Source organism: Streptococcus sp. SCPM-O-B-15294 (M123), assembly GCF_058200455.1.
Genome location: NZ_JBYQGU010000017.1, coordinates 1 through 12680, shown reverse-complemented (window position 1 = coordinate 12680; position 12680 = coordinate 1). Strand labels below are relative to the sequence as shown.

Here is a 12680-nt window from a genome sequence, read left to right as displayed (position 1 = left end):
GACACCACTCCTTTGCTTGCTTTGTACTATTTATTCTATCACAATTTCTAGTCCGTGACAGCGCTCAAGCGATAAAATCAGACTACAAGCCCATCAGGAATAGAAAAAGATGGCTTCTCCAGCCCCATAAAAATCGAGTCCGCATCACATGCAAGACTCGATTTCTTTCGTTGCTTTACTTTCAACTATCTTATAAGATATTTTCATATTGTTCGCGAACTTCTTGAGGCCAGACGCTGGTTTGGACTTCTCCGATATGTTTCTTACGAAGCAAGAACATCGCCATCCGTGATTGACCGATCCCACCTCCGATAGTTAGTGGAAAGAGTCCATTCAAGAGCGCACGGTGCCACTCCAATTCCAAACGATCTTGATCTCCTGTAATAGCAACCTGGCGCTTGAGTGTGTCTTCATCAACCCGAATCCCCATAGAAGATAATTCGAATGCCGCCCCTAAGTTATCATTCCAAACAAGGATATCTCCGTTTAAGCCCTTGTAGCCATTTTCAGTTTCCGTTGTCCAGTCGTCATAGTCTGGTGCCCGTCCATCATGCGGCTTGCCATCTGATAAGACGCCACCGATCCCAATCAAAAAGACGGCTCCATATTCTTTAGTGATAGCATTTTCCCGTTCTTTCGGCGTCAAGTCAGGATAACGCTCTACCAACTCTTCTGTGTGGATAAAGGTGATTTGCTTCGGCAGGATTGATTCAATATCATAGCGAGCTTCGACAGCTAACTCCGTTAGACGAATGGCCTTGTAGATTTTTTCAACCGTTTCCTTCAAGTAAGCTAGGTTACGGCTCCCATTTGGAATGACCTTTTCCCAGTCCCATTGGTCAACATAAACTGAGTGGGTCGCATCCAAAGAATCTTCATCTGGACGAAGAGCCTTCATATGGACGAAGAGACCTTCCCCTTCCCCAAAGCCAAATCGCGCTAAGGTATGACGCTTCCATTTTGCAAGGGAATGAACGACTTCATAGGTCTCGTTAGGAATTTGCAAGACCTTTACAGAGACAGGGTTTTCCACACCGGATAGGTTGTCCTGCATCCCATCTCCTACCTTGCTCAAGATTGGACCTTGAACCTCAACGACTTCTAGTTTGTCTTTCAAATATTGGGTAAATGTTGTTTTTACAAATGAAATTTCTTCTTGTTGGTGAATAAAACTCTTCTTCATAGAGACTCCCTTTAAATAGTATGATTTTGATTATACGCTTTTTTAGAGAAAAATCAATACTTACTGCTTCAAAAAGGGGTTTTGAAAGCTGTTTCAAGACCTTCTCCTTTCAGCTATTTAACCTATCTATTTTATACTCATTTTTATTTTAACAATCAAAGTTATACTGTTGAAATAAGGCGCTTTTTGTGCTACAATCTATCTAAGAAGACAATCTTGTGATTGTTTGAACAAAGGGAGGATTTTATTCTTAACAACACCATAACTAACAACCGAGTAACCTGTCGCAATACCGTGTCGTTTAATAGCAACTCCATCTTTTGGAAGCCTACTGTTCGTCTTAGTTGAACTAATAGTAGGATTGTTTATTAAACACCCATCTTATGAAAAAGGAAGAAAATTATGGATAAAAAGAAATTTTGGATTTTCCCATTTGTTCTTTGTTTACTAGCCACCCTATTCACTTTAGGGTTGAATAGATTATCTGCTGAAACATCGACTGTTTCGGTAACAGGAAAATTTGCGGACACGATTACCAGTGTCAACGTCACCAATAACGAAGGTGGAGATCTCACTTGGGAGTTGGAGCAATGGGCTACTTTCCGAATTAATGCCACCTACGATTTAGCTGGAAAAAATGTCAAGGCAGGGGACACCACCGTCGTGACTGTGCCAGAGGCCCTCATCATTTCTTCAGACAGCTTTGAGATTCGAGATGTTAACACCAACGAGGTCATCGCTCATGCAACCGTAGATGCTGCAAAAAAATCGATTTCCCTCACCTATACAGACTATGTTGAAAAACACTCTGACACTAACGGCTCCTTCTTCTTCTATGCACGGATTGATTTCCAGAAGCACCCTGAAAAAGGAGAAATCCCGATTGAAATCACTATAAACAACGAGCTTAAGGTCGGTGGTAAAGTGACCTTCAAGGGAGTTGGAGACGGCAATCCCAAAGTTTTGACAAAGACAAGCTGGGTGAATTCAGACGATCACAAGAAGGTATCCTATACCATTTCTATCAACCGGACCAGAGAAAATATCAATAGCGTGACTATCGAAGATCACATGAAATTTACCAACGCTTCTTATGTCCCTGGCAGCATCAAAATCTTAAAAGGGAACTTTGCCTTTGTAGCAGGTGAATGGCAATTTAGCAACCGAACAGATGTTACTGACCAACACAAGGTGACTATTAGTGAAGACGGTCAATCCTTTGTAGTTGACTTAGGCGATATCACTGAAAACGACCAGTATCGTATTGCTTACGACGTTCAGCTCAACTACGAGCCTGCAGATGGTGAACTCCTAAAAAATGATGCCATCTTAAAAGGTAAAAATACTGTGGTGAAAGAAGTAACCAATGCTGCTGCTGTACAAATCGCGGGTGGCTCTGGTGTCGGTTATGTATTTACCATCAATATCCACAAAGTAGATGATGCCAACCAACCTCTTCAAGGTGCCAAATTCAAGGTCGTACGTCAAGCGAACAACCAAGTCATCGGTGAGTATGTAACCGACGAAAACGGGAACATTACTGTCAGTGCTTTGCTAAAAGATAAGTATATCTTAACAGAAACAGAAGCACCTGCGGGCTACAGCATCAAATCTGCAGATACAGAAGTCAATACTGAAGATTTCGGAGCCGATCACTCAGTAACCAAGACAATCGTCAATCCGAAGGAAGAAACAACCAGTACTACTACGACTACGACTACAACAACTTCGACTACTACAACGACTACGACGACTGAAGAGCCGACTACTACTTCGACTACTACAACAACCGAAGAGCCAACTACTACTTCAACCACTACAGGTGAAACAACGACAACTACGACTACAACTGAAGAACCGACTACATCTTCAACTACGACAACAACTACCACAAGCGAAGAACCAACTACTAAAGTAACGACTACTCCAACACCAACTCCGTCATCTTCAACAACTGAAGGTACCGGCGATGGCAAAGGTAAAGGTCGGAAGAAAGTTCTCCCAAGTACAGGTGAAGTTGCCGCTACTGGATTCATTGTTCTCGGAGCAGTTGTTCTATCAGGTGCTATCTTATTGAAACGTAAACTCTCACATCAATAAAGATGACTAAATCTCAACCTCTAGCTAATGGCTAGAGGTTTTTTGTGTCTTCTAAAATAACATTTCTACTGGCAACAACATCTTCCTAGCAGGTCACAAGGAGATCCTATTTAGACCTATTTCGAATTTTTTCAAAATAGAGTTGACAAACCTATCTGGAAGCACTAGAATCTATTTAGAAAGAAATCTAAATAGATTGGAGAAGATAGAGAATGAATTTTGCGCAAACATTTAAAGCTTTATCGAATCCGATAAGAAGAAGTATCTTAGAGCTGCTAAAGGCAGGGAAATTATCCGCTGGCGATATCGCTGGCCACTTTGATGTAGCAGGAGCGACCATTTCCCATCATTTAAGCATACTCAAGCAGGCAGATTTAATTCGAGAGGAAAAAGAGAAGAATTTTATCTACTATGAACTCAATACTTCTGTCTTGGAGGATTTGATGGTCTGGCTCGTTGATTTGAAAGGAGACTCTACTGATGAAAACGAATAAAAAATTATTGATATTAACTTCTATGGTGATACTTTTCCCCATGCTTTGGGGGCTGATAATTTGGTCGCAATTGCCTAACCAAATCTCGATTCACTTTAACGCTGCTGGTCAGGCCAATAACTTCCAATCGAAAGCACTAGCTGTGTTTGGTCTTCCTGTTTTCCTTCTCTTGGTGCATCTGTTTGTGATCTTTATGATCGGACGTGATCCTAAGAACCGTACTATGAATGAGAAAATGGTCAAAGTAATCTACTGGTTGATTCCAATAGTCTCCTTAATCGTCTCCTATCTCATCTATAGCAAAGCGCTAGGTTCTACTACCAATCCATCTGTTTTTGTTTCGGTTTTGCTAGGGCTCATCTTTGTGATCATGGGCAACTACATGCCTAAGCTAAAAGTGAACCATACAGTTGGAATCCGCCTACCTTGGACCTTGCAGAGTGAAGATAACTGGCACAAAACCCATCGCTTGGCAGGGAAGTTGTGGGTGCTTGGTGGCTTGATCCTCCTACTGGAAGCTAGCCTTCAATTCGCGCTTTCTTATGTATTGGTGCTGGTCATCCTCGCCATTGTGTTTATCCCTATGATGTACTCTTATCAATTAAGTCGGAAAAATCGTTAGTATGAAAACAACCAGAGAAGAAGCAGTCGTGAACTATTTCTTTTCTGGTTGTTTTTGCATATTCATCGTTTCAAATTCAAAACATTCAGGAAAATACTAATTTTTCGGAAAGTCAAAGGTCTATCCTTTGTATGAGGAAGGTTTTATGTCTTTGGATAAGTAGAGTGGATGACTAGGGGTTCCATTTTTATTTCCCTTTAAGCAATGTAAGTTAGGTATCAATGAAATAACTTCTTTATCACGACTAAAAAGGATTTTTCCTTTGGCTTCAATTCCTAATTAATCAATGAACTTAATACTAGGTCTCGAAAAGAATTATGCTTCCTCTTTCTGTCTGAGTTCAAAGAGGTCTTCTATTTTCAGATTAAAAACTTGAGCAATTTTAAGAGCCATTTCTAGCGAAGGATTGTAACGGTTATTTTCTAAGTGCAGAATTGTCTCGCGTCGCATGCCGATGAGGTCGGCTAACTCCTGCTGGGTCATGCCTGTGGACTCACGAACAGATTTGAGATTAGTAATAATCTTGCTTTCTTTGGCCATGCTTATCCTCTCCGTTCCAAGATAAGATAGACAACCGCAAAGATGAAAATCAAGGCAGATATGCTAATAAAGATCTGGCCCATGTGAAGAGTGAGAGACCCTATATACCCAATGATAACTGCTAGAATCATCAGTGCGCCTAGTATAAAAACAAACATCAAGCTAGCTGCCTTGGCTAAATTAGCATAAAAGCGTTCGTCTGGGGTTTCCTTGACATTTTTCAAACAGAAAAAACCAAATACAATCACTTCAATAACGAGACCAATTCCCAAAATCCATTCTTTAATACCAGAACTTTCGCTTGGGGTCGCAACCCAAATCCCTACTGTATAAAAAATGCTTGCTGCAAAAAAAAGTATCGTGTAAAGCTTAGCAGACAAGTCAAAAATAGTCTTCCTCTCACCTTTCTGAATCTTATGAGGCCGTGGTTTCATATGTAGCCAGCTCCATATAGCTATAATTTGACCTGACACTGAAATACCAGTAATAACTAACTTGGATCCCCAACTAAGATTAGAACCAAATAAAACAATAAAATCAATAAAGAGAGCTACGGCAATCATTGCAATGAGGCCACGCATTTTTTGACTTTTTTTCATGATAGACTCCTTTTTCATGTTATAAATATATAACACTTAAAATTTATGTTATAAATATATCACATTTAAACTTGGAAAGCAAGAATTTATGTGTCAAGGTGGCAATTATTTTAAAAATTTTTTTAATTAAAGACCTCGCTAGTCAAACAACTAAAGAATTCTTTGAAGCAATGTATCGGATTTGGTTTGGATAGTTTTGTTAATAATATTTGATGATAAAGAATTTTTGGAAAATCTAGATACTGTATGAATCTTTACTTTTTTCTTAGACAGTTATAAAGTCGATCAGAATGAACCTTGTAAATGTATAAGTTAATTCTTTCAGACCTAAACTATTCCCCTGTTTAAAAAATACTGATTCAAATTTTATGAAATTAATCAGTAGATTCCGTTCTGAAAAGCCTTGATATGACGCTATTTTTAATCCAACTGAAACCCAAACTTTCCAAACCAGGTCTTAAGAAAGCTCGTAAAGCATCACAATTATCAAAACGTTAATCAACACGCTTATATCAACGTTTACAGACATTTAAGAAATTTCTCTTGGATGTCTTTTTTTGTCTAGCTAAATTTTACAAATTGGGCAATTTAGGTTACTCAATAATATAAAAAAGATAAAAATTTAAAGTTCGAATTTTAATTTTAAAAAAAGTAATTATTATTGAATATCTGTTCAAACATTTTTTCTTTTCTAAGGTTAATATAAGTATATATACTTCAAAAAAGAAGTCAAACATCTTGCTCATAGATTTTTGCATTTTTAAAAAATACATTTTGTCATATAATAATGTGGAAAATTGACGGATTCCTTAAACAATCATATAATATGAATATGTAAACCCTTACATACTATTCTACTTATACTTGATAAAATGCAAGTTCTTGAGGATCTATAAATATATAGACACTCTTCTATTTATAAAGTGAAATAAAGAATCACGGAGAAAGTTTATGGATATTAAAGAGACATTCAACCAGCTAGACAATACAAAATTTAATGATTTCAATAATCGCCTTGAAGGTTTTGAGAAACTTTTTAAAGACAAATATTATTTTACCCATCCCGAAGATTTTAGCTCAATCTTTAGCATTTTGGTAAAGTATGGAAAAAGTACAAGTAAATATATTTTATCGAAAGGAGAGATATATGAGTGAAATAGTTATTAATGCTCAGAATTTATCTAAAAATTTTTATAATTTTGATTCAAGACTCCCATTTATCAAGAGATTTTTGAAACGTAATCAAATAACGATTCGAGCTGTTCAAGATATTAGTTTTACGATTAAGAGAGGGAGTATAGTTGGCTTTATTGGGAGTAATGGAGCTGGTAAATCCACAACGATTAAAATGTTGACTGGGACTCTTTATCCTAGTTCCGGAAAATTAGAAGTGAATGGAGAAATTCCATTTAAAAGAAGTATAAATTTTAGAAAAAAAATTTCAATAGTAGTAGGAAATAAATTACAGTTATTTCAAGATGTTTCGGCTATGGATTATTTTCAATTGATTGGTACTTTATATGAGGTAGAACCGGCGATTTTACAAGAACGAATTCAGGAATTAAGCAATTTGTTGAATGTAAAAGATCAGCTTTACCAGCAGGTCCGGACCCTCTCTCTTGGACAAAAAATGAAAATGGAGTTTATCGCGGCATCTTTAACAAGTCCGGAAATATTATTTTTAGACGAGCCTACTATAGGGTTAGATATACAGTCTAAAAAAGATATCAGAACATTTTTAAAGAAAATGAATGAAGAATGTCATACTACTATTATTTTAACGAGTCATGATATGGATGATATTTCGTCTGTTTGTGACGAATTAATCGTCATTGACAAAGGAAAAATTATTTTGCAGGAGTCAATGGATGTTATTTTATCTAAATTTTCTGATTTTAAATATTTAAAGATAAAAATGACATTAGATTTGGTACCAGAGTTATGCTCTGTTAAAGGAGTAGTAGTCATTTCTCAAACAAAATCGGAATGTATACTAAAAATACCTAGAGATTTTGTCTTTGAGACATTAGAATCAATCAATAAGCTTGTAGATATAGAAGATTTTGAAATATCAAATCTTTCTTTAGAAGAAATTATTTTACAAAACTATTTTACAAAAAAGGAGCACAATTGAAAAAAGAAATGTCTATTATTCTGATATCATTTCGATCTATTTTGAACTATAAATCAAGTGTACTATTGTTAATGTTACAGGCAAGTATACAAATTATGATATCAGTATTTTTATGGACGTATATATATCAGAGTAACCAGATAAATATAGCAGGATATGATTTTACCTCAATGGTTCAATACTATTTGGGGACTATAATTTTTTCATATTTTGTTTTTTATCCAGTTGATTGGGAAATCAATGACGATGTTCATTCAGGAAATTTTTTTAGCATATTAATAAAACCTGTTACTTTTTATAAGTATTATTTTTGTAAAATGCTTGGAGATAGGCTTGCTCATTTATTATTTATCATCATTCCTGTCATTTTATTCTCCAGTGTTTATTACAAGAATGAGTTATTAACCATTGAAATTCTTATTTTAGGAAGTATTGCAATTATTCTATCTATGGTTCTATGGTTTTTAATATCATGTTGTGTAGGTATGCTTTCTTTTTGGTTAGAAAATATATTTTTTGTCCTTACTGTTAAAGAAATAGTGATTCAGTTTTTATCAGGAATATTATTGCCTTTAAGTTTTTTTTCAAATAATTTTCGTCTGTTTTTAGATGTATTACCTTTTAAATACTTAGTATATGAACCGCTTCAGATGTTTAGTAATGATACATATAAATTAATAGACTATTTGAGAATTATTTGTATTCAATTGATTTGGTGCATCATTTTTTATATTATATCAAGATTCATATTGAGAAAAGGAGTGGAGCACTTCTCAAATGTGGGAGGATAAAATGTTTAGAATAAAAGTAATTTTTAGGCTACTTCATTTTGGTTTTAAATCTGATATGAATTTTCATTTTGACTTCTTTTGTGGTCTATTTTCGTCGATACTGTGGATTGGTTTACCTATTGTATTTTTTAGATTGATTTTCTTAAACATAGACTCTTTTAATGGTTGGGACTATTATCAAATTTTATTTTTGGTAGGTTCCTACACTATTGTAGATGGAGTTATGATGGGATTGTTAATTAGAAGTATGGGAATTTTAGAATCAGATATTTTGAGTGGTAACTTGGATCAAATTTTATTGAGGCCGTTTGATACTCAGTTGTTCTATATTTTTAGATCATTTAATTTAGTTCAATTCGTGAATACTTTTTTTGGTCTTGCGATCATTTTTATAAGTTATGGAAATTTAAATGTACATTTAAATTCATTAAAAATATTATTTTATATCCTTTCTTTAATGTGTGGTTGTATTATATATTATTCAATTTGGTTTCTAATAACGATTAGTTCATTTTGGTTCCCAACTAAATTTTCAAAAGTAGATGTATTTTTGAATTATATTGGAATTTCTAAGTATCCATATAATATTTTTACAGGTATTAACAGATTGATCACTATGTTATTTGTTCCCAATTTATTAATTGCCAATCCTGCAGTATTAATATTTTTAGGGAAAGATACATTGAACCTATTTTTCTATCAAATAGTTTTTACAGTTTTTTTGATTATTATCAGTCGTACAATTTTTAGAAAAGGATTGAAAAAATATGAAAGTGCAGGAAGATAAACAATGTTGTTCAGTTATATGTTTGACTAAAGGAAGTGATTCGCTGTACTTTGTTTTGTGGTCATTGAAACATCAGATAATTATAAACTATAATTTAAAGAATAGTATTATTAACTTATAGGTGCTAAGAAAAAATTTAAAGAAATTCCCTCATTCAATCAAACTTATTCATATTTTTTAAAATAAGAAAATAGTTGGATTTTGATGATGGTTGATATAAAGCTAAACTGAAAGTACCTGAAATCCAACTGTGTCAAACCAGGTCTTAAGAAAAAAGGTAGAGAAAAAGGTAGAGTTTGGATTGAAATACAGTGCAATATATCGCATTTGGCAAAAAGAAAAAACGCTTTAAATCAGCGTTTTTCTTATGTATTGATTCGTATTGAATCCCTACTTAACTTCTGTAAACACAACGTGTTTGCGAAGTTTTGGTGAGTATTTCTTCAATTGAAGACGGTCTGGAGTGTTACGTTTGTTTTTAGAAGTAAGGTACAAGCGTTCACCAGATTCTTTGTGTTCAAGTGTAATATTTACGCGCATGGTATCTCCCTTCTATTATTCAGCTGATGCAGCTTTAGCGATCTTACGTCCTTTGTAGTATCCTTTAAGTGATACACGGTGTGAACGTGAGTAATCTCCAGTTGCTTCGTCAAAGTTTACAGATGGAGCTGTTACTTTGTAGTGCGTACGACGTTTGTTTTTCTTCGCTTTTGATGTGCGACGTGCAGGTACTGCCATTTCGTTTTTCTCCTTTTAAGATATAAATTCAATTAGGTTTGATTTTCATCAACTTTAACAGTATAACAAAACTTTTTTGTAAAGTAAAGTTACTTGACAACTTTTTTCAAATAATTTCTTTCATTCTGTTTTCCTCTATCCTCGCTCTGTTAAATTGTCTGAAAATTCAAGAATTTTCTTCTATCGTTGGGCTGTAAATTGTGCTATAATAATAAAAAATACGATGAGAGGGAATCAGATGACAGAATTAGATACACGCCATCGCAGTAGCGTCTATGACAGCATGGTCAAATCCCCTAACCGGGCGATGCTTCGAGCAACTGGGATGACAGATGAAAACTTTGAAAAACCAATCGTAGGGGTGATCTCTACTTGGGCTGAAAACACGCCTTGTAACATGCACCTTCATGATTTTGGAAAATTGGCTAAAGAAGGTGTAAAAGATGCGGGAGCTTGGCCAGTCCAATTCGGAACCATTACGGTTGCGGACGGGATTGCTATGGGGACACCTGGGATGCGCTTCTCCTTGACTTCTCGTGATATCATTGCAGACTCTATCGAAGCTGCTATGGGCGGTCACAACGTGGATGCCTTTGTAGCCATCGGTGGCTGTGATAAGAACATGCCTGGTTCGATGATCGCCATTGCCAATATGGATATTCCTGCGATCTTTGCTTATGGTGGTACCATTGCCCCAGGTAATCTGAACGGCAAGGATATCGACTTGGTTTCTGTTTTCGAAGGGATCGGGAAATGGAACCATGGTGACATGACTGCTGAAGAAGTGAAGCAACTGGAATGTAATGCCTGCCCAGGCCCTGGTGGCTGTGGTGGTATGTATACGGCCAACACCATGGCGACAGCGATCGAGGTCCTTGGATTGAGCTTACCAGGTTCCTCTTCTCACCCTGCTGAATCAGCTGATAAAAAGGCCGATATTGAAGAAGCGGGTCGTGCAGTTGTCAAAATGCTTGAAATGGGACTGAAGCCATCTGATATCTTGACTCGTGAAGCCTTTGAAGATGCGATTACAGTGACCATGGCGCTAGGTGGCTCCACCAATGCGACCCTTCACTTGCTGGCGATCGCTCATGCGGCCAATGTGGACTTGACCCTTGAAGACTTCAATGATTTCCAAGAGCGTGTGCCTCACTTGGCAGACTTGAAACCTTCAGGTCAATATGTCTTCCAAGACCTTTACAACGTCGGTGGTGTGCCAGCCGTTATGAAATACCTTCTTAAGAATGGTTTCCTTCATGGGGATCGTATCACATGTACTGGTAAAACGGTGGCTGAAAACTTAGAAGCCTTTGCTGATTTGACACCAGGTCAAAAAGTCATCATGCCACTTGAAAATCCAAAACGTGCGGATGGTCCATTGATCATCTTGAAAGGGAACTTGGCTCCAGAAGGGGCGGTTGCCAAAGTATCAGGTGTGAAAGTTCGTAACATCACTGGTCCTGCTAAGGTCTTTGACTCGGAAGAAGCGGCCATTGAAGCGGTTCTTTCGGATGAAATCGTGGATGGCGACGTTGTTGTTGTTCGTTTCGTAGGACCTAAGGGTGGTCCTGGTATGCCGGAAATGCTGTCCTTGTCATCCATGATCGTTGGGAAAGGCCAAGGAGACAAGGTGGCCCTCTTGACAGACGGACGCTTCTCTGGTGGTACGTATGGTCTCGTTGTTGGACACATCGCGCCTGAAGCTCAGGTCGGCGGTCCAATCGCCTACCTCCACACAGGGGATCTGGTAACAGTTGACCAAGATACTAAAGAAATCACCATGCACGTCTCAGACGAAGAGTTGGCCAAACGGAAGGCTGAAACAACCTTGCCACCACTATATAGCCGAGGGGTTCTGGGTAAATATGCCCACACGGTATCCTCTGCTTCACGCGGTGCCGTGACAGACTTCTGGAATATGGAACAATCTGGTAAACAATAAGATATGAAAAAACTCACTTTACGAATTCGTAAAGTGAGTTTTATTGATTTATCGCGGTGGAAGGCCAAGGGCAATACGCCCATAACGGCTGATCCGGGTAATTTTCCAAGCTGGCGACCAGGTTACTTCTACTTTGACGTCTTCAATACCGTCAATTTCTTTTAGGCGGGCGACGATTTCGATAGGCAAACTTTCCGCACAGTCACAAGCGGTATCGGTAAAGGTCATGACTACTTTGCAAGTCCCTTCCTCATCCAGATCCAACTCATAAATCAAACCGAGGTTGTAGACGTCCAATTCAACATCGGTATCAAACACAAGCTCTAACTTCTCAATCAATTGTTTCTCCAGTGCTAGGGCACGGTCGTTAATCTTGATATCCTCTCTCATCTCGCTATCCTTTCCCTCCTTTAATGAAGACTATTTTCTCACAATTCTGACAATAATGCAAGTTCACCTAGAATGAGATCGAATGACAGCTACAAATCAAACTATCCGTCTTAAGACTGATTTAAAATTACAGGAAGGTATCTTAAGTTTTCTTTAAGTTTTCCGATTTATACTAATACCATCAAATGAAGACCTCCTAACTTTGTTTGATAGAAAATCCTAAACTTTTTCATAATAATCTCCCATAAAGGCCACCAAATCAGGTGGCTTTTTTTATGGGAGTGAGACAGAACAATTTTTTAAAATTGCTTCGCTTCCTTATTTTTTGGCTCAGGTTGAAAAGGTTCCCCAAACCTTTTC

Annotated in this window: 14 protein-coding genes; 8 read left to right on the top strand and 6 right to left on the bottom strand. The window is 37.1% G+C overall.

Annotated features, from left to right (window positions below):
* Positions 1–190 precede the first annotated feature (190 nt).
* Entirely contained in the window at positions 191–1183 is a 993-nt protein-coding gene (gene asnA / locus AC3E8G_RS09175) for an aspartate--ammonia ligase (protein ID WP_048692049.1), read from the bottom strand.
* A gap of 402 nt (positions 1184–1585) precedes the next feature.
* On the opposite strand from asnA, the gene AC3E8G_RS09170 reads away from it, so the two are divergent.
* The 3 genes from AC3E8G_RS09170 (at position 1586) to AC3E8G_RS09160 (ending at position 4399) form a co-directional block, all read left to right on the top strand.
* Positions 1586–3283: an Ig-like domain-containing protein gene (locus AC3E8G_RS09170; protein WP_490677559.1), complete on the top strand. Its 1698-nt coding sequence runs from the start codon at positions 1586–1588 to the stop codon at positions 3281–3283.
* A gap of 212 nt (positions 3284–3495) precedes the next feature.
* Entirely contained in the window at positions 3496–3777 is a 282-nt protein-coding gene (locus AC3E8G_RS09165) for an autorepressor SdpR family transcription factor (RefSeq protein ID WP_061564603.1), read from the top strand.
* Positions 3764–4399, top strand: coding sequence for an SdpI family protein (locus AC3E8G_RS09160; protein WP_490677558.1), 636 nt, complete (start codon positions 3764–3766; stop codon positions 4397–4399). The genes AC3E8G_RS09165 and AC3E8G_RS09160 overlap by 14 nt, the downstream gene beginning before the upstream one ends.
* Positions 4400–4714: 315 nt before the next feature.
* Here AC3E8G_RS09160 and AC3E8G_RS09155 read toward each other — a convergent pair whose 3' ends face one another.
* Both AC3E8G_RS09155 and AC3E8G_RS09150 read right to left on the bottom strand, forming a co-directional pair.
* Positions 4715–4939 carry a helix-turn-helix transcriptional regulator gene (locus AC3E8G_RS09155; protein ID WP_009732004.1) on the bottom strand — a complete coding sequence of 75 codons (225 nt, stop codon included), beginning with the start codon at positions 4937–4939 and terminating at the stop codon, positions 4715–4717.
* 2 nt (positions 4940–4941) lie between these two features.
* Positions 4942–5538, bottom strand: coding sequence for a hypothetical protein (locus AC3E8G_RS09150; protein ID WP_154859284.1), 597 nt, complete (start codon positions 5536–5538; stop codon positions 4942–4944).
* Positions 5539–6489: 951 nt separating this feature from the next.
* Here AC3E8G_RS09150 and AC3E8G_RS09145 point away from each other — a divergent pair.
* From AC3E8G_RS09145 to AC3E8G_RS09130, 4 genes are read left to right on the top strand one after another with little or no spacing between them, the layout of a single operon-like run.
* Positions 6490–6693, top strand: coding sequence for a hypothetical protein (locus AC3E8G_RS09145; protein ID WP_003010127.1), 204 nt, complete (start codon positions 6490–6492; stop codon positions 6691–6693).
* Positions 6686–7672 carry an ABC transporter ATP-binding protein gene (locus AC3E8G_RS09140; RefSeq protein ID WP_003010129.1) on the top strand — a complete coding sequence of 329 codons (987 nt, stop codon included), beginning with the start codon at positions 6686–6688 and terminating at the stop codon, positions 7670–7672. The genes AC3E8G_RS09145 and AC3E8G_RS09140 overlap by 8 nt, the downstream gene beginning before the upstream one ends.
* Complete coding sequence (locus AC3E8G_RS09135) at positions 7669–8463, top strand: ABC transporter permease (protein WP_003013825.1); 795 nt, start codon at positions 7669–7671, stop codon at positions 8461–8463. The genes AC3E8G_RS09140 and AC3E8G_RS09135 overlap by 4 nt, the downstream gene beginning before the upstream one ends.
* A 1-nt stretch (position 8464) precedes the next feature.
* Positions 8465–9250, top strand: coding sequence for an ABC transporter permease (locus tag AC3E8G_RS09130; RefSeq protein ID WP_003013947.1), 786 nt, complete (start codon positions 8465–8467; stop codon positions 9248–9250).
* Between the two features lie 390 nt (positions 9251–9640).
* On the opposite strand, the gene rpmG is transcribed toward AC3E8G_RS09130, so the two are convergent.
* On the bottom strand, positions 9641–9790 hold the full coding sequence (rpmG, locus tag AC3E8G_RS09125; RefSeq protein ID WP_001265622.1) for a 50S ribosomal protein L33: 150 nt from the start codon (positions 9788–9790) through the stop codon (positions 9641–9643).
* Between the two features lie 15 nt (positions 9791–9805).
* Positions 9806–9988, bottom strand: a complete 183-nt coding sequence (gene rpmF, locus AC3E8G_RS09120; protein ID WP_003009516.1) for a 50S ribosomal protein L32 — start codon at positions 9986–9988, stop codon at positions 9806–9808.
* Between the two features lie 238 nt (positions 9989–10226).
* Between rpmF and ilvD the strand changes: the two genes are divergently transcribed.
* The gene (gene ilvD / locus AC3E8G_RS09115) at positions 10227–11930 is read left to right on the top strand and encodes a dihydroxy-acid dehydratase (protein ID WP_125336218.1); all 1704 of its coding nucleotides are present in this window, start codon (positions 10227–10229) and stop codon (positions 11928–11930) included.
* A gap of 48 nt (positions 11931–11978) precedes the next feature.
* Here the strand turns inward: ilvD and AC3E8G_RS09110 are convergent, their stop codons facing one another.
* Positions 11979–12320 carry a metal-sulfur cluster assembly factor gene (locus AC3E8G_RS09110; protein WP_006595245.1) on the bottom strand — a complete coding sequence of 114 codons (342 nt, stop codon included), beginning with the start codon at positions 12318–12320 and terminating at the stop codon, positions 11979–11981.
* Positions 12321–12680: the final 360 nt, after the last annotated feature.